General features: G+C 59.3%; 16 protein-coding genes, 3 tRNA genes and 1 pseudogene. 17 read left to right on the forward strand and 3 right to left on the reverse strand.

All coding sequences use genetic code 11. The features are described 5' to 3' along the window. Nucleotides 1-3: 3 nt before the first annotated feature. Nucleotides 4-1386, forward strand: coding sequence for a cysteine--tRNA ligase (cysS, locus tag AC4LE2_RS06590; protein ID WP_491824992.1), 1383 nt, complete (start codon nucleotides 4-6; stop codon nucleotides 1384-1386). A 54-nt stretch (nucleotides 1387-1440) separates the two neighbouring features. Here cysS and AC4LE2_RS06595 read toward each other — a convergent pair whose 3' ends face one another. After that, nucleotides 1441-3219: a sigma-54-dependent Fis family transcriptional regulator gene (locus AC4LE2_RS06595; protein WP_491824993.1), complete on the reverse strand. Its 1779-nt coding sequence runs from the start codon at nucleotides 3217-3219 to the stop codon at nucleotides 1441-1443. Nucleotides 3220-3429: 210 nt separating this feature from the next. On the opposite strand from AC4LE2_RS06595, the gene AC4LE2_RS06600 reads away from it, so the two are divergent. From AC4LE2_RS06600 to AC4LE2_RS06630, 7 genes and pseudogenes are all read left to right on the forward strand, one after another. Continuing rightward, a complete protein-coding gene (locus AC4LE2_RS06600) occupies nucleotides 3430-4524 on the forward strand; it encodes an ABC transporter ATP-binding protein (protein WP_491824994.1) in 1095 nt (364 codons plus the stop codon). After that, a pseudogene (locus tag AC4LE2_RS06605) lies at nucleotides 4524-5280 on the forward strand (ABC transporter ATP-binding protein); the annotation flags it as partial. The gene AC4LE2_RS06600 and the pseudogene AC4LE2_RS06605, both read left to right, overlap by 1 nt. After that, entirely contained in the window at nucleotides 5259-5621 is a 363-nt protein-coding gene (locus tag AC4LE2_RS06610) for a TOBE domain-containing protein (RefSeq protein ID WP_491828070.1), read from the forward strand. The pseudogene AC4LE2_RS06605 and the gene AC4LE2_RS06610, both read left to right, overlap by 22 nt. Further along, nucleotides 5618-6481 carry a carbohydrate ABC transporter permease gene (locus AC4LE2_RS06615; protein ID WP_491824995.1) on the forward strand — a complete coding sequence of 288 codons (864 nt, stop codon included), beginning with the start codon at nucleotides 5618-5620 and terminating at the stop codon, nucleotides 6479-6481. The genes AC4LE2_RS06610 and AC4LE2_RS06615 overlap by 4 nt, the downstream gene beginning before the upstream one ends. Before the next feature lie 4 nt (nucleotides 6482-6485). Then, a complete protein-coding gene (locus AC4LE2_RS06620) occupies nucleotides 6486-7286 on the forward strand; it encodes a carbohydrate ABC transporter permease (RefSeq protein ID WP_491824996.1) in 801 nt (266 codons plus the stop codon). Between the two features lie 12 nt (nucleotides 7287-7298). Next, entirely contained in the window at nucleotides 7299-7571 is a 273-nt protein-coding gene (locus tag AC4LE2_RS06625; protein ID WP_491824997.1) for a DUF2160 domain-containing protein, read from the forward strand. A 77-nt stretch (nucleotides 7572-7648) separates the two neighbouring features. Continuing rightward, nucleotides 7649-9391, forward strand: a complete 1743-nt coding sequence (locus tag AC4LE2_RS06630; protein WP_491824998.1) for an ABC transporter substrate-binding protein — start codon at nucleotides 7649-7651, stop codon at nucleotides 9389-9391. A 49-nt stretch (nucleotides 9392-9440) separates the two neighbouring features. Here the strand turns inward: AC4LE2_RS06630 and folD are convergent, their stop codons facing one another. Next, entirely contained in the window at nucleotides 9441-10295 is an 855-nt protein-coding gene (gene folD / locus AC4LE2_RS06635) for a bifunctional methylenetetrahydrofolate dehydrogenase/methenyltetrahydrofolate cyclohydrolase FolD (RefSeq protein WP_491824999.1), read from the reverse strand. A 286-nt stretch (nucleotides 10296-10581) separates the two neighbouring features. Here folD and AC4LE2_RS06640 point away from each other — a divergent pair. From AC4LE2_RS06640 to hepT, 5 genes are all read left to right on the forward strand, one after another. Next, nucleotides 10582-10658, forward strand: a tRNA-Arg gene (locus AC4LE2_RS06640). A 44-nt stretch (nucleotides 10659-10702) separates the two neighbouring features. Next, nucleotides 10703-10778: transfer RNA gene (locus AC4LE2_RS06645), tRNA-His, on the forward strand. A 57-nt stretch (nucleotides 10779-10835) separates the two neighbouring features. Then, nucleotides 10836-10920, forward strand: a tRNA-Leu gene (locus AC4LE2_RS06650). 306 nt (nucleotides 10921-11226) lie between these two features. Then, a complete protein-coding gene (mntA, locus tag AC4LE2_RS06655; RefSeq protein WP_491825000.1) occupies nucleotides 11227-11622 on the forward strand; it encodes a type VII toxin-antitoxin system MntA family adenylyltransferase antitoxin in 396 nt (131 codons plus the stop codon). Beyond that, the gene (gene hepT, locus AC4LE2_RS06660; RefSeq protein ID WP_491825001.1) at nucleotides 11612-12034 is read left to right on the forward strand and encodes a type VII toxin-antitoxin system HepT family RNase toxin; all 423 of its coding nucleotides are present in this window, start codon (nucleotides 11612-11614) and stop codon (nucleotides 12032-12034) included. The genes mntA and hepT overlap by 11 nt, the downstream gene beginning before the upstream one ends. Nucleotides 12035-12056: 22 nt before the next feature. Here hepT and AC4LE2_RS06665 read toward each other — a convergent pair whose 3' ends face one another. After that, on the reverse strand, nucleotides 12057-12671 hold the full coding sequence (locus AC4LE2_RS06665) for a biliverdin-producing heme oxygenase (protein ID WP_491825002.1): 615 nt from the start codon (nucleotides 12669-12671) through the stop codon (nucleotides 12057-12059). A 232-nt stretch (nucleotides 12672-12903) separates the two neighbouring features. Here AC4LE2_RS06665 and tig point away from each other — a divergent pair, with 232 nt between their 5' ends. The 4 genes from tig to lon all read left to right on the forward strand — a co-directional run bounded on the left by tig (nucleotide 12904) and on the right by lon (nucleotide 18888). Next, a complete protein-coding gene (tig, locus tag AC4LE2_RS06670; protein WP_491825003.1) occupies nucleotides 12904-14217 on the forward strand; it encodes a trigger factor in 1314 nt (437 codons plus the stop codon). Between the two features lie 88 nt (nucleotides 14218-14305). Continuing rightward, nucleotides 14306-14944, forward strand: coding sequence for an ATP-dependent Clp endopeptidase proteolytic subunit ClpP (clpP, locus tag AC4LE2_RS06675; protein ID WP_491825004.1), 639 nt, complete (start codon nucleotides 14306-14308; stop codon nucleotides 14942-14944). A 106-nt stretch (nucleotides 14945-15050) separates the two neighbouring features. Beyond that, complete coding sequence (gene clpX / locus AC4LE2_RS06680; RefSeq protein ID WP_491825005.1) at nucleotides 15051-16334, forward strand: ATP-dependent Clp protease ATP-binding subunit ClpX; 1284 nt, start codon at nucleotides 15051-15053, stop codon at nucleotides 16332-16334. A 157-nt stretch (nucleotides 16335-16491) separates the two neighbouring features. Then, on the forward strand, nucleotides 16492-18888 hold the full coding sequence (lon, locus tag AC4LE2_RS06685) for an endopeptidase La (RefSeq protein WP_491825006.1): 2397 nt from the start codon (nucleotides 16492-16494) through the stop codon (nucleotides 18886-18888). The last annotated feature ends 48 nt before the right edge of the window (nucleotides 18889-18936 follow it).

Here is an 18936-nt window from a genome sequence, read left to right on the forward strand (position 1 = left end):
ACAGTGCTGAACCTCTATAACACCCTGACCAAGACCAAGGCGCCCTTCACGCCGCTGGATGGCAACAAGGTGCGCATGTACGTGTGCGGCATGACGGTCTATGACTACTGCCACCTGGGCCATGGGCGCAGCATGGTTGCATTCGACCTGATCACGCGCTGGCTGCGTCATAGCGGCTACGACCTGACCTACGTGCGCAACATCACTGACATCGAAGACAAGATCATCAACCGCGCACGGCAGAACGGCGAGGCCTACGAGGCGCTGACGGCGCGGATGATCGAGGCCATGCACGAAGACGAGCGCCGTCTCAGTATTCTCCCGCCCGATCAAGAGCCGCGCGCCACGGACCACATCCCTGGTATGCAGGCGATGATCCAGACCCTGATCGACAAAGGCTATGCCTACGCCCCTGGCAACGGTGATGTGTATTACCGCGTCGGCAAGTTCCTGGGCTACGGCAAGCTGTCACGCAAGCGCATTGAAGACTTACGCATCGGCGCACGTATCGAAGTAGAGGAAGCCAAGCAGGACCCACTGGACTTCGTGCTGTGGAAGGCCGCAAAGCCTGGCGAGCCCAGCTGGGAGTCCCCATGGGGCCCTGGCAGGCCCGGCTGGCACATCGAGTGCTCGGTGATGTCCACCTGCTGCCTGGGGGAGACCTTCGACATTCATGGCGGTGGCAGCGACCTGGAATTCCCGCATCACGAAAACGAGATCGCCCAGAGCGAGGCCGCCACCGGCAAGCCGTATGCCAACGCGTGGATGCACTGCGGGATGATCCGTATCAATGGCGAGAAGATGTCCAAGTCGTTGAACAACTTCTTTACCCTTCGCGATGTGCTGGAGAAGTATCACCCGGAAGTGGTGCGTTACCTGCTGGTAGCCAGCCACTACCGCAGCGCGATCAACTATTCCGAGGACAGCCTGCGCGACGCCAAAAGCGCGCTGGACCGCTTCTACAACGCGCTGAAGGGCTTGCCTGTCAGCACGGCACTCGGTGGCGAAGCCTTCGCGACTCGGTTCGCGGCAGCGATGAACGACGACTTCAATACGGCCGAAGCGTGCGCCGTGCTGTTCGACCTGGTGCGGGAAATCAACCGCCTGCGTGACCTCGACGCGTCAGCAGCGGCGGGCCTGGCGGGCCGCTTGCGTGAGTTGGGTGGGCTGCTGGGCGTGTTGCAATTGGACGCAGACAGCTTCCTGCAAGCGGGTGCTGAAGGCCGGGTAGACCCTGCTGAAGTAAACGCTTTGATCCAGGCACGCTTGCAGGCCCGTACCGACAAGAACTGGGCTGAGTCCGATCGCCTGCGTGACCAGCTCACGGCAATGGGCGTTGTGCTAGAAGACTCGAAAGGTGGCACCACCTGGCGCCTGGCCGATTGATTGCGGGGCAGATCATTCGCCAACTGCCGTTGGCTCCCACAAAAAAACGTCAGCTCAAGCGCTGGCGTTCAATTCCCTTAGCCGCTTGTATACCGTGTTGCGGCTCACGCCCAAGCGGCGGGCCATTTGTGAAATGTTGCCATCGGTGGCCTGCAGCAACGCACTGATGTCTTGCGCTTGCACCTCAACCATGGCGGGCGCTGTGGCTGTGCGGGCAGGTAAAGGTTGCAGCAGCTCCTGCGGCAGGTGTGCCTGCTCGATCGCATCGTTGTCGGCCAGCGCCAAGGCCACCTGGATGACGCTGCTCAATTGTCGCAGGTTCCCTGGCCAGTGATGGGTCATCAACGCCTGAAGCGCCGCTTCACTGAAGCCTGCGCGTTGTTCCGGCAGGCGGTGCTGTTCCCACAACGCCTGAATCAACGCACGGCGGTCTGCGCGTTCGCGCAAGGGCAGCAGCCGTAAGGTGCAGCCGGCGATACGGTAATACAGGTCCTCACGGAAATGCCCTTGGGCAACTGCCTGCGGCAGGTCGCGATGGGTGGCGCACACGATGCGTATATCCACCGGCACAGGGTCACCGCTGCCCAAGGGTTGGATACTGCGTTCCTGCAACACCCTGAGCAGCCGCGCCTGGGTGGCCAGGGGCATGTCGCCTATCTCATCCAAAAACAACACGCCCGTGTCGGCTTTGCGTATCAACCCAGGGCTGCCTTTGTGGTTAGCGCCGGTGAACGCCCCACGTTCGTAGCCAAACAATTCCGACTCCACCAGCTCCAAGGGGATGGCCGCGCAGTTGACGGTTACCAAGGGCTGCCTGGCACGGGAACTGTTGGCATGCAGCGCCTTGACCAGCACCTCTTTGCCGGTGCCGGTGTCGCCGCTGATGAGCAATGGAATGTTGCGCTCCAGCAGGCGTAAGCCTTTGTCCAGCAACACTTGGTAGGCCGGTGGGGCAGCGGCTGGAGCAAGCATGGGAGCAGGCTGGCGCGGCGGATGGAGCAAGCATTGCAGCCGGCTACGGCCTGCCGCGACTAATGCAAACGCAGTGTTGGGCTGACGCGCAAGCAGGTCGTTAAGGCTGCTACGAAACAGCGCTTCCATGGAGGCACCGCGAGGGTCCTGCCCCAAGAGGGTGTCTGCACGTCGGTTGGCGGCCACCGCCAGGCCCCGCGCGTCAAACGCCACGATGCCGGCCCAGGGGCTGTCGAGGTTGTTGCGTGCAGTATTGAACACCAGCCGGTGGCAGCCATCAGCATAGCGGCCTTCAAGGAGGGCGTTTTCGAGCACCTGCCCCATCATTTTTACGGTGCCGAGGGTGTGAGAGGGCGGCAAAAAGCTGTCACTGGACAGCCCCAGCACACCCACCAGTTCGCGGTTGGCATCGAACACCGGAGCCGCAGAGCCGCTCATGAACCGGTTGGCGGCAAGGAAGTGCTCGTCGTGCTCCACATGAATGGCCTGGCCGCACGCCAGTGCAGTACCCAGGGCATTGCAGCCCACTCGGGCCTCACTCCAGTCTGCCCCTGGTACAAACGCTTGGGCCTGCACAGGGTCAAAACGCGGCGTGCCCCACGTGCGCAGCACTCGACCCTGCTCGTCTGCCAGGACCAATAACGCCTGGATGGGCGCCAGCACCTGTGCATAGGCGGGCAATACGTGGGTTTCGGTGAGAGTAAGCAGTTCGTGGCGCTGGGCCTGCCAACCGGCGATATCAGCCGCATGAGGTGCCCCGTGGTCCGCCGCTGCCGAAGGTTGAAGCCCGGTGACTACCGACCGGGCCCAAGCTGCTCGGATAGCGCTTTCGTGAACGATGCCGGTAGTGCTGGCGGACATGGTAGCGCCCTTTATGGTTTTTTTGTTCACCCAGTGTTGTTGAAAGCTGAACATTGTCAACAGCTCTTGTGTTCAGTTGTTCAGGGTAGGGTGTTCACTTTTGTTCATTCCCTACGCCGTTTCCCTGCCCAAGCCCCCTAGGCCGCCCTTCTTCCTGAAATGGCACGGTTGTCGCTAAGCCCAAGTCATTACAACAACAAGGTTGCGGCCATGGCATTGGAACTGCGCGATGTCTGCCGGATCGTAGAGGGGCAACGGTGGATCGATACCGCTAACCTCCGATTCGAAGCAGGCTCTTTTAACGTACTGCTGGGCCGGACCCTTTCTGGCAAAACCAGCCTGATGCGCCTGATGGCGGGCCTTGATCGCCCGGACGCCGGGCAGGTGTTCATGCAGGGTCAGGACGTGACCGGTGTGCCGGTTCGGGGGCGCAAGGTATCGATGGTGTACCAGCAGTTCATCAACTACCCCAACCTTACGGTGTACGAAAATATCGCCTCGCCGCTGCGTCAGGCCAAAGTGCCGGCTGACGAGATAGACCAGCGCGTACGGGCGACCGCAGCGATGCTGCGCATCGAGCGCTTCCTTGCGCGTTTCCCCTTGGCCCTTTCAGGGGGGCAGCAACAACGTACCGCCATGGCGCGGGCACTGGTCAAGGATGCCGAGCTTATCCTCTTCGATGAGCCGCTGGTGAACCTGGACTACAAGTTGCGCGAGGAGCTGCGCCTGGAAATGCGCGAGCTGTTTGCTACCCGCCACACCATCGCGGTCTACGCCACCACCGAGCCTAATGAAGCATTGGCGCTGGGGGGTACCACGACCATCGTCCATGAAGGTCGAATCATCCAGAGCGGCCCCACTACCGAAGTCTACCAACGACCGCGTGAGGTCTTGGCGGCGGAGCTGTTTTCCGAGCCGCCGCTGAACCTGCTGCCTGGCCGCATTCGCGGCGGCGAGACCAGTTTCGCGGACTTTGCGCATTTTCCGCTTAACGCCGACTTGCAAGGGATCGGCGAAGGGGACTTTCGTTTTGGGGTACGGCCCAGTCATATCACCCTGGTGCCCTCCAACGACGACGACCTTGAACTGGCCGTGACCGTGGAGTTGGCTGAAATCAGCGGCTCGGAAACCTTCCTGCACGTTCGCAACGATCAATGGCGGCTGGTCGCGCATTTGCCTGGCGTGCATGAGTTCCCCGTGGACGCGCCTATCAAGGTGTACATCCCTACTCATAAATTGTTCGTGTTCGAGCCACAAGGGCGCTTGGTTCAAGCCCCTGGCCGCCGCGTGGCGAGGAGTGCCTGATGGCCGAGATTCGCTTGCAACAACTGGCCCATAGCTACGCCAGCAAACCCTCCGCGCCCGAAGACTACGCGTTGCAGCACCTGGACCATATCTGGGCCCAGGGCGGCGCTTATGCACTGTTAGGCCCGTCGGGATGCGGCAAGTCCACCCTGCTCAATATCATTTCCGGGCTGCTGGTGCCGTCGGAAGGGCAGGTGCTCTTCGACGGGCAGCGTATGAATGAAAAGACCCCGGAGCAGCGCAACATTGCGCAGGTGTTCCAGTTCCCCGTGGTGTACGACACCATGACCGTGTTCGACAACCTGGCGTTTCCCCTGCGTAACCAGGGCATGGCCGCCGACAAGTTGCGCAAGAAGGTCGAGGAAATCGCCGAGGTGCTTGAGCTGACCCCGGTACTGGCCAAGAAGGCCAAGAACCTGAGCGCGGACGAAAAGCAAAAGGTGTCCATGGGCCGAGGGCTGGTGCGTGACGACGTATCGGCCATCCTGTTCGACGAGCCCTTGACGGTAATCGACCCTCACTTGAAGTGGAAGCTGCGGCGCAAGCTCAAGCAGATTCACGAGCAGTTCAACATCACCATGGTCTACGTCACCCATGACCAGCTGGAGGCGTCCACTTTCGCCGATAAAATCGCAGTGATGTACGGCGGGCAGATCGTGCAGTTCGGAACGCCTCGCGAGCTGTTCGAGCGGCCTCGCCACAGTTTCGTGGGCTACTTCATCGGCAGCCCCGGCATGAACCTGATCGACGTGACCCGGGAGGGCGATGCCCTGACCTTCGGCGGCCTGCGTATCACGCCCCCGGCGGGGCTAGCGGAGCGCCTGGATCAGTTGACCGGCCAACCCTTGAAGGTAGGCATCCGCCCAGAGTTCGTACGCATCTGGGACACGCCGTCCGAGCAGACCCTGATGGCCCGATTGCGTCACGTCGAAGACCTCGGCACGTACCGCATCCTCACCCTGGAACTGGGCGGGCAGCGGATCATGGCGCGCTTGCCGGAAGACCGACCCTTGCCAGAGGGTGAGGTACCGATCAGTTTCCCGGCGCCTTGGTTAATGCTGTACGCCAACGACCTGCTGGTGGAGGCTGAACAATGAATAAAGTCCCTAATAACAAAGCCTGGTGGCTGGTGCTTCCAGTGTTTGTGCTAGTGGCCTTCAGCGCCATCGTGCCGATGATGACCGTGGTGAATTACTCGGTGCAGGACATCTTCGACACCAGCAGCCGCTTCTTCGTGGGCACCGACTGGTACCGTCAGGTGCTTCAGGACCCACGCCTGCACGACTCGCTGCTACGTCAGTTCATTTATTCCGCGTGCGTACTGGCCATTGAAATACCCCTGGGCATCGGCATTGCGCTGACCATGCCCGCGCGTGGACGTCGCGCCTCGTTGGTGCTGATCGTAATGGCCATTCCCTTGTTGATCCCTTGGAACGTCGTGGGGACCATCTGGCAGATCTTCGGCCGGGGCGATATCGGTTTGCTGGGGTGGGGCCTCAATGCCTTGGGCATGGACTACAACTATGCCGCTCACACCGCAGATGCCTGGGGCACGGTGCTGGTGATGGACGTCTGGCACTGGACGTCGCTGGTGGCCTTGCTGTGCTATTCAGGGCTGCGCGCCATCCCCGATGTGTATTACCAGGCGGCCCGTATCGATCGCGCTTCGGCCTGGGCAGTGTTCCGTTATATCCAACTGCCCAAGCTCAAGAGCGTGCTGTTGATCGCAGTGATGCTGCGCTTCATGGACAGCTTCATGATCTACACCGAGCCCTTCGTGCTCACCGGGGGCGGCCCAGGTAACGCGACGACCTTCCTGAGCCAGACCCTGACACAGATGGCGGTAGGGCAATTCGACCTAGGCCCGGCTGCAGCGTTTTCGCTGGTGTATTTCTTGATCATCTTGTTGGTGTCCTGGCTGTTCTATACCGCCATGACCCATTCGGACAGGGACTAAGGCCATGACCACTCGCAAAACCCTCGTGCTGTTGCTGTTTCTGGCCTTTTTGCTGGTGCCGATCTACTGGCTGGTGAACATGTCCTTCAAAACCAACACCGAAATCCTCGGCGGCCTGACCCTGTGGCCGCGGGATTTCACCTGGGCGAACTACAAGGTCATCTTCACCGACCCTAGTTGGTACGAGGGCTACCTTAACTCCATGACTTACGTGAGCCTGAACACGGCCATCTCCTTGCTGGTAGCTTTGCCAGCGGCCTACGCCTTCTCGCGGTACCGCTTTCTGGGAGACAAACACTTGTTCTTCTGGCTGCTGACCAACCGCATGGCACCGCCAGCTGTGTTCCTGCTGCCGTTCTTCCAGCTGTATTCCTCCATAGGTCTGTTCGATACGCCTTACGCGGTGGCGTTGGCCCATTGCCTTTTCAACGTGCCGTTGGCCGTATGGATTCTTGAAGGTTTCATGTCCGGCGTGCCCAAGGAGATCGACGAAACCGCGTACATCGACGGGTATGGTTTCGGGAAGTTTTTCCTACGGATTTTCATCCCGCTCATTGGGTCAGGCATTGGCGTCACCGCGTTCTTCTGCTTCATGTTTTCCTGGGTGGAGTTGCTGCTGGCCCGTACGTTGACCAGCGTGAATGCAAAGCCTATCGCGGCGGTCATGACCCGCACGGTGTCGGCCTCGGGTATCGATTGGGGCGTGCTGGCAGCGGCAGGGGTGTTGACCATCCTTCCGGGTCTGCTGGTGATCTGGTTCGTTCGCAACCATGTGGCCAAGGGCTTTGCCTTGGGCCGCGTTTAAGGGAGCCGTAGCATGAGTTGGATGGCCTGGACCCTTCCCACCGCCTTGTTCTTCATCGCCATCGGCCTGGTATTGGCCGCCATGACAGCTGTCGAGCTGCGTTGGCCCAGCACTGAACGAAGAGGGTTTTTGCCGATCGCCACTACCCGTGGCGACCGGCTGTTCATCGGCCTTCTCGGTAGCGCCTACCTTCACTTAGTGATCATTGGCGCCACCGACTGGAGCATCTGGGTGGCCTCGGGCCTATCCCTGGTGTGGTTGGCAGTAGTCATGCGCTGGGGCTAGGCACTTGGCGCGAACGCATTGCAAGAGTGGCGTAGGCCCTTTGGGGTGTGCGCATCTATCCATTTGGGAGGTAACCCATGTTCGAGAATAAAAACAACAGGCGACAGGGCCTTACACTGGCGGCCCTGCTGGTGTGCAGTGTCTACGGTTCAATGGCCTGGGCAGACGCTTATGAAGAGGCGGCCAGGAAGTGGATCGACAGCGAGTTCAAGCCGTCCACGCTGACGCCCGAGCAACAGATGGCCGAGCTCAAATGGTTCATCGAGGCGGCCAAGCCCTTCCGCGGTATGAACATCAAGGTGGTGTCCGAAACCCTCACCACTCACCAGTACGAATCCAAGACGCTGGCCAAGGCCTTTACCGAAATCACCGGCATCAACCTGACGCACGATCTGTTGCAGGAAGGGGACGTGATCGAAAAGCTGCAGACCCAGATGCAGTCCGACCAGAACATCTACGACGGCTGGGTCAACGACTCTGACCTCATCGGTACGCACTTGCGCTACGGCAAGGTGGAGTCCCTGACCGACCTGATGGCCAATGAAGGCAAGGATTACACATCGCCGACTCTGGATATCAAGGACTTCATCGGCATCTCCTTTACGACCGCCCCTGACAAAAAAATCTATCAGTTGCCTGACCAGCAATTTGCCAACCTGTACTGGTTCCGCGCCGATTGGTTCGAGCGCCCAGACCTCAAGGCCAAGTTCAAAGCCAAATACGGCTATGAGCTGGGCGTGCCGGTGAACTGGTCCGCCTACGAAGACATTGCCAAATTCTTTAGCGAAGACGTGAAGGAAATCGACGGCAAGCGCGTGTATGGCCACATGGACTACGGCAAGAAAGACCCGTCGCTGGGCTGGCGCTTCACCGATGCCTGGTTCTCGATGGCGGGCGGTGGTGACAAAGGCCTGCCCAACGGCCTGCCTGTAGACGAGTGGGGTATTCGCGTGGACAACTGCCGCCCGGTAGGTTCAAGCGTCACCCGCGGCGGCGACACCAACGGCCCGGCGGCAGTGTTCGCCACGCAAAAATACATCGACTGGCTCAAGGCCTATGCGCCGCCTGAGGCCGCAGGCATGACTTTCTCTGAGGCGGGCCCGGTGCCTGCCCAGGGTGCGGTGGCCCAGCAGATCTTCTGGTACACCGCGTTTACGGCGGACATGACCAAGCCCGGGCTGCCGGTGATGAACGACAACGGCACGCCTAAGTGGCGCATGGCCCCGTCGCCCAAAGGGCCGTATTGGGAGGAGGGCATGAAGCTGGGCTATCAGGACACCGGATCTTGGACGTTCTTCAAATCGACCCCTGAGAAGCAACGCTTGGCCGCTTGGTTGTATGCGCAATTCGTGACCGCCAAGACCGTCTCTCTGAAGAAAACGATCGTGGGCCTGACGCCTATTCGCGAGTCCGATATCAACTCTCAGGCCATGACCGACCTGGCGCCCACGCTGGGCGGGTTGGTGGAGTTTTACCGCAGCCCGGCGCGGGTGCAGTGGACGCCTACCGGTACCAACGTGCCGGATTATCCAAAGCTGGCTCAACTGTGGTGGAAGCACGTGTCCGATGCAGTCAGTGGCGAGAAAACCGCCCAGCAGGCCCTGGATGGCTTGGCGGCAGACCAGGACGCGATGCTCAAGCGGCTGGAGCGCGCCCAGAGCGCCTCTACGTGCGGGCCTAAGCTCAACGAGGAAAAAACCGCTCAGTACTGGTTCGACCAGCCAGGCGCACCCAAGCCGAAGCTGGCTGACGAGAAGCCTCAAGGCCAGACCGTCAACTACAACGAGCTGCTGAAATCATGGGAGTCGGCCAAGAAATAACGGGCCATTCGTACCCTGGGCGCCCTCTGCTGGGCGGCCAGGGTGTGCGTTAACCGTGGAGGGCTTCTGCGGCGTAGAGCGTATTTTCCAGCAGGCAGGCCCTGGTCATGGGCCCTACGCCCCCAGGTACGGGCGTAATCCAGCCTGCGCGGGGCAGGGCGGTTTCGTACACCACATCACCGACCAGCTTGCCATCTTCCTGACGGTTGATGCCTACATCGATCACGATGGCGCCCGGCTTGATCCATTCCCCTTTGACCAGCCCTGGCTTGCCGGCGGCTACCACTACCAGGTCGGCCCGGGCCACATGGGCCGCCAGGTCGCGGGTGAAGCGGTGGGTAACCGTTACCGTGCAGCCACCAAGCAGCAGCTCCATCGCCATGGGACGGCCGACGATGTTCGATGCGCCCACCACGACGGCGTCCATGCCATAGAGGTCTTGGCCGGTGCTTTCTAGCAAGGCCATGATGCCCTTGGGGGTACAAGGCCGCAGGAGCGGGATACGCTGGGCCAGGCGCCCGACGTTATAGGGGTGGAAGCCGTCCACGTCTTTATCGGGCCGGATACGCTCCAGCAGGCTGGAGGCCTCCAGGCCAGCCGGCAGTGGCAGTTGCAGGAGAATCCCGTCGATGGCGGTATCTGCGTTGAGGCGGTCGATCAGCGCCTCGAGTTCATCCTGGCGAGTGGAAGCTGGCAAGTCGTAGGCCTGTGACAGGAAGCCGACTTCCTCGCAATCCTTGCGCTTGTGGGAAACATATACCTGGGAGGCTGGGTCGGTACCGACCAGAATGACCGCAAGCCCTGGAACGCGCAGGCCCTGTTCGCGCCGCTCGATAACCTGCTGAGCGATGCGCAGGCGCAGGCTGGCGGCAATCGCCTTGCCGTCGATAAGTTGTGCTGTCATGACGCGTGGTAAACCCTCGAAGGGGAAAAAAATGTGGCGCCATTCTCGCACGGTAGGCGATCAGGTCAAAGGCGCAGACGGCACTGAATCTGCTAAGCCCTTTATATCCCAGCCTTTTTTTGCCAAAAAAGAGTTGACGAGGTTTAGAGCGCTCTATAAGATTCGTCGCACTTGTCGGGCAGGGCCTAACACTGGCGCAAGTGATCGCTAAAAACCCGTTGTTAATCAGCAGGTTGTGCTTTTGGCGGTAGCAGCTTTTTAACTTCAGCCTGAAGTTGAATATTGAGCGCCCGTAGCTCAGCTGGATAGAGCATCCGCCTTCTAAGCGGATGGTCGCAGGTTCGAGTCCTGCCGGGTGCGCCATCAGGCAGCTTGGGTAGCCGGTTCGAACAGGTAATTGCGTTTTGGTGGGCGTAGCTCAGTTGGTAGAGCGCTGGATTGTGATTCCAGTTGTCGTGGGTTCGATTCCCATCGTCCACCCCATATTCTGTATCAGGGCGCCTTGCGAGAGTTTGGCGCCCTTGCTTTACGCAAAGATTCGCGGACGTGGTGGAATTGGTAGACACACTGGATTTAGGTTCCAGCGGCGCAAGCTGTGAGAGTTCGAGTCTCTCCGTCCGCACCATTTATAAGTCAAAGGGTCACGAGCGTTAAGCAATGCTCCCCCTTGGCGCGCTGGATTAGCAGCGCGAACTGTACGTGAACTTGCCTGTTCATGGTCTTGGTCTGCATCTGACCCCTCCCAAAATCGCTAGCGCTATGTGCGCCTACACGATGATCTGAAAGTCTCTTATGAGGCTCTGTCAGCAGGAGTGCCTTAATCTTTCAGTCTCAGGGTGCTAATCGCTTGCAGTGCGTCTAGCCTCTGCCAGATGTTGATTCGCCTCAGGCCCTCTACTCAATTTGCACTCGCGCGGGAAAGGCACTTCACATGAATCTCGACTCTGCTATCGCGCATCTTCAGCACCGCGTCCCCGGTCTGATGGCTGTCTACCTGTTTGGTAGTCAAGCCACGGGGCAGGCGACCGTTGATAGTGACGTTGACCTTGCGGTGCTGGTGGATGGCTGCATAAGCGCGCTGGAGTTGTGGGCGCTGAGCGGTGAACTGGCTGACATCGTACAGCGCCCGGTAGACTTGCTAGATCTGCGTAGCGCGAGCACGATCATGCAATACCAAATAATCACCACTGGCCGACGGATAGCAGGAGGTGGTGTCCAGGCGGGTGTGTACGAGGCGTTCATGCTTAGCGAAAAAACAGCATTGGACACGGCGCGGGCCGGGCTGCTTAGCGATATCTACCAAGAGGGGCGTGTGCATGCACGATGATGTGCTGGTCAATAAGGCGGCTTCCATCGAACGATGCGTTGCCAGGGCTAGGGAAGAATACGACAAGGGCCCTGAAACGTTCGCCGCTGATTTCACTCGTCAGGATGCAGCAATTTTCAACATACAGCGTGCCTGCGAGGCCGCGCTTGACATGGCGCAGCACTTGATTCGTCGCGATCGCTTGGGGGGGCCCCAGAGCGCTCGCGACGCGTTCGATTTGTTAGCTAGAAATGGCTGGGTGGCGGCTGACCTGCTGCCTTCGATGAAAAGCATGGTGGGTTTCAGAAATATCGCAGTTCATGAGTATCAAACGCTGCAACTGCCGATCACGGTCGCCATCATCACGCAGCACCTTGAAAGCTTTACAGCCTTCAGCAAGGCTCTGCTCTTGCGCGATGGTGAGCGGCACTGAAGGCCTTAAACCTCGCCAGGCCCTACGCAGAGCCAAGGTTGACGCACTGTCCCTCGCGCATCCACCGCTCGAACGTGATGAACCCTTCCCGCGCCGCATTGGATGCGGCCTTGATCTGCTCGGGCGTTGTGACCTCGGTGGCCAGGCTGGCGGTGAAGCCTTTCCACATGGGCCCGGTCTGCGCGCTATAGCCTTTTAGCCAATGCAAGGGGAGAGGCGCGAGTTGGGGTAGCAGCCGTTTATACAAATAGGCCCCGCCTAGTGTCGCGCCTTCGCATACGTAGGCAAGGCCATACGCCGCCGCCAGGCTGCGGGGTGTTGGCGTATAGGGGCATTCGGGGGCCGAGTGCAGGGCCTGGCCAATGTCCTCGGCCAGCCACATGCTTTTGAGCGAGCGGGCCGGAGCATCAACGGCCTTAGGCCAAAGCAGGCCGGTGCTATAGAGCTGGCGCTCCACAGGGCGCATCCAGCCGGCCACCCGGGTAGCGTACGCCAGGTAATCTGCGCCGGTGAAGCCAGGGCCGGTCAAGGGGGAGGCTGCGTCCAGGGTTTCATGCAGCGTGCGAGTGGCCTCGCGTAGCGCAGCCAGAGCGGGGGAAATGTCCGAGGCGATGATGGTGCTCTCCGGCAAATACAAAGTAGTGCGCAGGATAGCAGTACCCCTGCCTGTAGCCTACCGGTACACCGCCCAGCCGCCTGGCCAGGTAGCGGTTCGAGGGTTCTGGCGCCATGGGCGGTCAGCGGCGCCCGATGCCCGGTTTCATTGACGTACCGGGTGGGGTGACTTCTGGCATTCGAGCCACTAGAATGCTTGCCCTTGATCTGGAGTCGGGAATCGCCGGCTATCGTCTGTGCAACGAGGAATATCCATGCAAGTTTCTGTTGAAAACACTTCTGCGCTCGAGCGCCGCATGACCATCGGCGTTCCCGCCGAGCGCATCGAGACTGAAGTCAACAAGCGTCTGCAACAGACCGCCCGCAACGCCAAGGTGGCGGGTTTCCGTCCTGGCAAGGTGCCAATGAGCGTCATTCGCCAGCGCTACGAAGCCGCTGCGCGCGAAGAGGCCTTGGGCACACTGATCCAGGCCACCTTCTTCGAAGCCGTGCGTGAGCAAAAGCTCAACCCGGCCGGCCAGCCTTCCGTCGAGCCTAAAGTGTTCGAAAAGGGCAAGGACCTCGAGTACATCGCTACCTTCGAAGTATTCCCTGAGTTCACCGTAGCAGGTTTCGAAGGCATCACCGTCGAACGTCAAAGCGCTGAAGTTGCCGATTCCGACGTCGACAACATGCTCGATATCCTGCGCAAGCAGAATGTCCGTTATGAAACCGTCGAGCGCGAAGCCCAGAACGAAGACCAGCTGAACATCGATTTCGCTGGCAAGATCGATGGCGAAGCCTTCAGCGGCGGTTCGGCCACTGGCACCCAGCTGGTACTGGGCTCTGGCCGTATGATCCCGGGCTTCGAAGACGGCCTGGTTGGCGCAAAAGCAGGCGAAGAGCGCGTACTGAACGTGACCTTCCCTGAGGATTACCAAAACCTGGAGCTGGCCGGCAAAGCCGCTGAATTCACCGTGAAGGTGAACAGCGTAGCAGCCCCTGAGCTGCCCGAGCTGAACGAAGCCTTCTTTGGCCAGTTCGGCATCAAGGAAAGCGGCATCGACGGCTTCCGCGCCGAAGTGCGCAAGAACATGGAGCGCGAGCTGCGCCAGGCCATCAAGTCCAAGGTCAAGAACCAGGTCATGGATGGCTTGCTTGCCACCAACCCGATCGAAGCCCCTAAAGCCTTGCTGGCCAATGAAGTGGACCGCCTGCGCGTTCAGGCCGTGCAGCAGTTTGGTGGCAACATCAAGCCAGACCAACTGCCTGCCGAGTTGTTCGAAGAGCAAGCGCGTCGCCGCGTGGCCTTGGGGCTAGTGGTCGCCGAGGTGGTCAAGCAGTTCGAACTCAAGGCAGATGACGCCCGTGTGCGCGAGCTGATCCAGGAAATGGCCTCGGCCTACCAGGAGCCTGAGCAGGTCGTAAGTTGGTACTACAAGAACGAGCAGCAAATGGACGAAGTGCGTTCTGTTGTGCTGGAAGAACAAGTTGTGGATACTGTCCTGCAGAAAGCTAGTGTTACTGACAAAGCGGTCTCTTACGAAGAAGCGGTGAAACCAGCCCAGGCAGCGCCTGAAGCCGAGTAAACCGGCCCAGCTTCGGAACAACCATAAGCCAGCCTTCGCGCTGGCTTATGCGTATCTAAGTCATGACTAATTGGGAGTGAGTGCAGGCATGTCCCGCAATTCGTTTATTCAGAGCTCAGACATCCAGGCCGCTGGCGGCTTGGTCCCGATGGTTATCGAGCAATCCGCACGTGGCGAACGTGCATACGATATCTACTCTCGCCTCCTCAAGGAGCGCGTGATTTTCCTTATCGGCCCTGTTGAAGACTACATGGCCAACCTGGTGGCAGCCCAGTTGCTGTTCCTGGAGGCAGAAAACCCTGACAAGGACATTCACCTGTACATCAACTCGCCGGGTGGTTCGGTCACGGCCGGCATGTCGATCTACGACACCATGCAGTTCGTGAAGCCGGACGTGTCCACCATCTGCATCGGCCAGGCCTGCAGCATGGGTGCCTTCCTGCTTGCCGGTGGCGCGAAGGGCAAGCGGTACTGCCTGCCCAACTCGCGGATGATGATTCACCAGCCTCTGGGCGGTTTCCAGGGGCAGGCGTCGGACATCGACATCCATGCTCGGGAAATCCTCTCTATTCGTGCTCGCCTCAACGAGTTGTTGGCGTATCACACGGGTCAGAGCATCGAAACCATTGAGCAGGACACAAACCGCGACAACTTCATGAGCGCTCCCCGCGCGGCGGAGTATGGGTTGGTAGACTCGGTTCTCGACAAGCGGCAAATGCCCGCTTAATAGGCGTGAATCCTGTGTGGTGGGGTGTCCCTACCATTCGCGGGCTTGAAAAAGCCCGCAATTGCCTTCATCTTGTGTTTCAAGCCTACAGGATTGGATAGATCGAATGACTGACACCCGCAATGGCGAGGACAACGGCAAACTGCTCTATTGCTCCTTCTGCGGCAAAAGCCAGCATGAAGTACGCAAATTGATTGCCGGCCCCTCCGTCTTCATCTGTGACGAGTGCGTCGACCTGTGCAACGACATCATCCGCGAGGAGGTGCAAGAAGCACAGGCAGAGAGCAGCTCTCACAAGTTGCCATCGCCCAAGGAAATCAGCGGCATTCTCGACCAGTACGTGATTGGCCAGCAACGGGCCAAGAAGGTTCTCGCGGTCGCGGTGTACAACCACTACAAGCGGCTCAACCAGCGAGAAAAGAAAAACGACGACGTGGAGCTCGGCAAAAGCAACATTTTGCTGATCGGGCCTACTGGCTCGGGTAAAACTCTGCTCGCTGAGACCCTTGCTCGCCTGCTGAATGTGCCGTTCACCATCGCCGATGCCACCACGCTGACCGAAGCCGGTTACGTGGGCGAGGACGTTGAGAACATCATTCAGAAGTTGCTGCAGAAATGCGACTACGACGTTGAGAAGGCCCAGATGGGCATTGTCTACATCGACGAAATCGACAAGATTTCGCGTAAATCAGACAATCCTTCCATTACCCGTGACGTCTCGGGTGAAGGCGTGCAGCAGGCCTTGCTCAAACTCATCGAGGGCACGGTCGCCTCGGTGCCGCCTCAGGGCGGGCGTAAGCATCCGCAGCAGGAATTCCTGCAGGTAGACACGCGCAACATCCTGTTCATTTGCGGCGGTGCGTTCTCCGGGCTTGAAAAAGTCATCCAGAACCGCTCTACCAAAGGCGGCATCGGTTTCAACGCCGAAGTGCGCAGCCGTGAAGAAGGCAAGAAAGTAGGCGAGTCATTGCGCGAAGTCGAGCCCGACGACCTGGTTAAGTTCGGCCTTATTCCCGAATTCGTGGGTCGTCTGCCAGTACTGGCGACGCTTGATGAGTTGGACGAAGAAGCCTTGGTACAAATTCTGACCGAGCCCAAGAACGCGTTGTCCAAGCAATACGGCAAGCTGTTCGAGATGGAAGGCGTAGACCTCGAGTTCCGCAACGACGCCCTCAAGTCCGTCGCCCGCAAGGCGTTGGAGCGCAAAACCGGCGCACGCGGCCTGCGTTCGATCCTCGAAGGGATCTTACTAGACACCATGTACGAGATTCCCTCTCAGAAGGATGTCAGCAAGGTTGTGATCGACGAGAGCGTTATCGAGGGCACCTCCAAGCCGCTGTTGATCTATGAGAACAGCGAGCCGCCTGCCAAGGCAGCGCCCGATGCATGAGTGCGTTGCCGGCTTTTTGGGCTGAGCGATAGCAGAAAGGGCCTTAGGGCCCTTTCTTTGTTATGGGCCAGAGCTTGTTTTTCCATGAGGCTACCCCAAGATTAGCTTCAGGCTTATTTCATCTGTGAGCGGCCCTGCGCCGCTGAAGAGGCGAACCATGAAGACGACCATCGAATTGCCTCTCCTGCCATTGCGTGATGTGGTGGTCTATCCGCATATGGTGATCCCACTGTTCGTGGGACGCGAGAAATCCATCGAGGCCCTTGAGGCTGCAATGACGGGCGAAAAGCAGATCCTGCTGCTGGCCCAGCGAAACCCTGGCGACGATGATCCTGGCGAAGATGCGCTGTACCGAGTAGGTACGGTAGCCACGGTGCTGCAGCTGCTCAAACTGCCTGACGGTACCGTAAAGGTGCTGGTCGAGGGTGAGCAGCGGGGCGCGGTCGAACAATTTATCGAAGTCGACGGCCATGTGCGTGCACAGGTCAGCATGATTGACGAAACCCAAGCGTCAGACCGCGAATCCGAAGTCTTCGTACGTAGCTTGCTGTCGCAGTTCGAGCAATATGTGCAGTTGGGTAAAAAAGTCCCGGCTGAAGTGCTGTCATCGCTCAATAGCATCGATGAGCCTGGGCGTTTGGTCGATACCATGGCTGCGCACATGGCCCTGAAGATCGAGCAGAAGCAGGAAATCCTCGAAATCATCGAGCTGTCCACCCGGGTTGAACGAGTGCTTACATTGCTGGATGCTGAAATCGATCTGCTGCAAGTCGAAAAGCGCATCCGTGGCCGCGTGAAGAAGCAGATGGAGCGTAGCCAGCGTGAGTATTACCTTAATGAGCAGATGAAGGCGATCCAGAAAGAACTGGGTGATGGCGAGGAAGGGCATAACGAAGTCGAGGAGCTGAAGAAGCGTATCGATGCCGCTGGCTTGCCCAAGGATGCCTTGGTCAAGGCCACTGCCGAGCTGAATAAGCTCAAGCAGATGTCCCCTATGTCTGCCGAGGCAACGGTGGTGCGCTCCTACCTCGACTGGCTGGCCCAGGTTCCCTGGAAAGCACAAAGTAAGGTGCGGTTGGACCTGGCCCGTGCGGAGCAGATCCTCGACGCCGATCACTATGGGCTGGAAGAAGTCAAAGACCGGATTCTCGAATACCTCGCCGTACAGAAACGCGTCAAGAAGATCCGTGGCCCTGTGCTATGCCTGGTTGGCCCGCCAGGGGTAGGCAAGACGTCACTCGCGGAGTCCATTGCCAACGCCACCAACCGCAAGTTTGTGCGCATGGCCTTGGGCGGTGTGCGCGATGAAGCCGAAATCCGTGGGCATCGGCGTACGTACATTGGCTCCATGCCAGGGCGTCTGATCCAGAAGATGACCAAGGTGGGCGTGCGTAACCCACTGTTCCTGCTCGACGAAATCGACAAAATGGGCAGCGATATGCGCGGTGACCCTGCCTCGGCGCTGCTGGAAGTCCTGGACCCGGAACAGAACCACAGCTTCAACGACCATTACCTTGAGGTGGACTACGACCTCTCGGACGTGATGTTCCTGTGTACGTCCAACTCGATGAATATTCCGCCTGCATTGCTTGACCGCATGGAAGTCATCCGCCTGCCTGGCTACACCGAAGACGAAAAAATCAATATCGCCACACGCTACCTCACGCCTAAGCAGATTACCGCCAATGGCCTGAAGCCTGGCGAGCTACAAATCGACACGCTGGCGCTGCGCGACATCATTCGCTACTACACCCGTGAAGCAGGCGTGCGTAGCCTGGAGCGGCAAATTGCCAAGATCTGCCGCAAGGTGGTGAAGGAGCATGCCCAAGCGAAAAATGTTTCGGTAAACGTCACACCGGATTCGCTGGAACACTTGCTGGGTGTGCGTAAGTTCCGTTATGGCCTGGCTGAGCAGCAGGATCAGATTGGGCAGGTTACCGGGCTTGCGTGGACTCAAGTGGGCGGCGAGTTGCTCACCATTGAGGCCGCTGTCGTTCCAGGCAAAGGCCAGCTCATCAAGACGGGTTCGCTAGGGGATGTGATGGGTGAGTCCATCACGGCGGCATTGACCGTGGTACGTAGCCGCGCGAAAAGCCTGGGGATTGCGCTAGACTTCCATGAGAAGCGCGACACCCACATCCATATGCCTGAGGGGGCTACGCCGAAAGATGGCCCGAGTGCAGGTGTAGGCATGTGCACGGCCGTGGTGTCCGCGCTTACGCAGATTCCAGTTCGTGCTGATGTGGCCATGACGGGCGAGATCACCTTGCGGGGCCAGGTGCTGGCGATAGGGGGGTTGAAGGAGAAACTGCTGGCCGCTCATCGTGGTGGTATCAAGACGGTGATCATTCCTGAGGAAAACGTGCGTGACCTCAAGGAAATTCCAGACAATATTAAGCAGGATCTTCAAATCAAGCCCGTCAAATGGATTGACGAGGTCCTCCAAATTGCGCTGCAATACGCGCCGGAGCCCTTGCCCGACGTGGCTCCCGAGATCGTAGCAAAGGATGACAAGCGCGACGCTGAAGCTAAAGAACGAATCAGCACGCATTAGTAGTAATGCCCGGTGGGCAGCATAAGCCTGCCGGTTTGCCTTGTTGGT

The organism is Pseudomonas sp. 9.3L, from assembly GCF_058536285.1.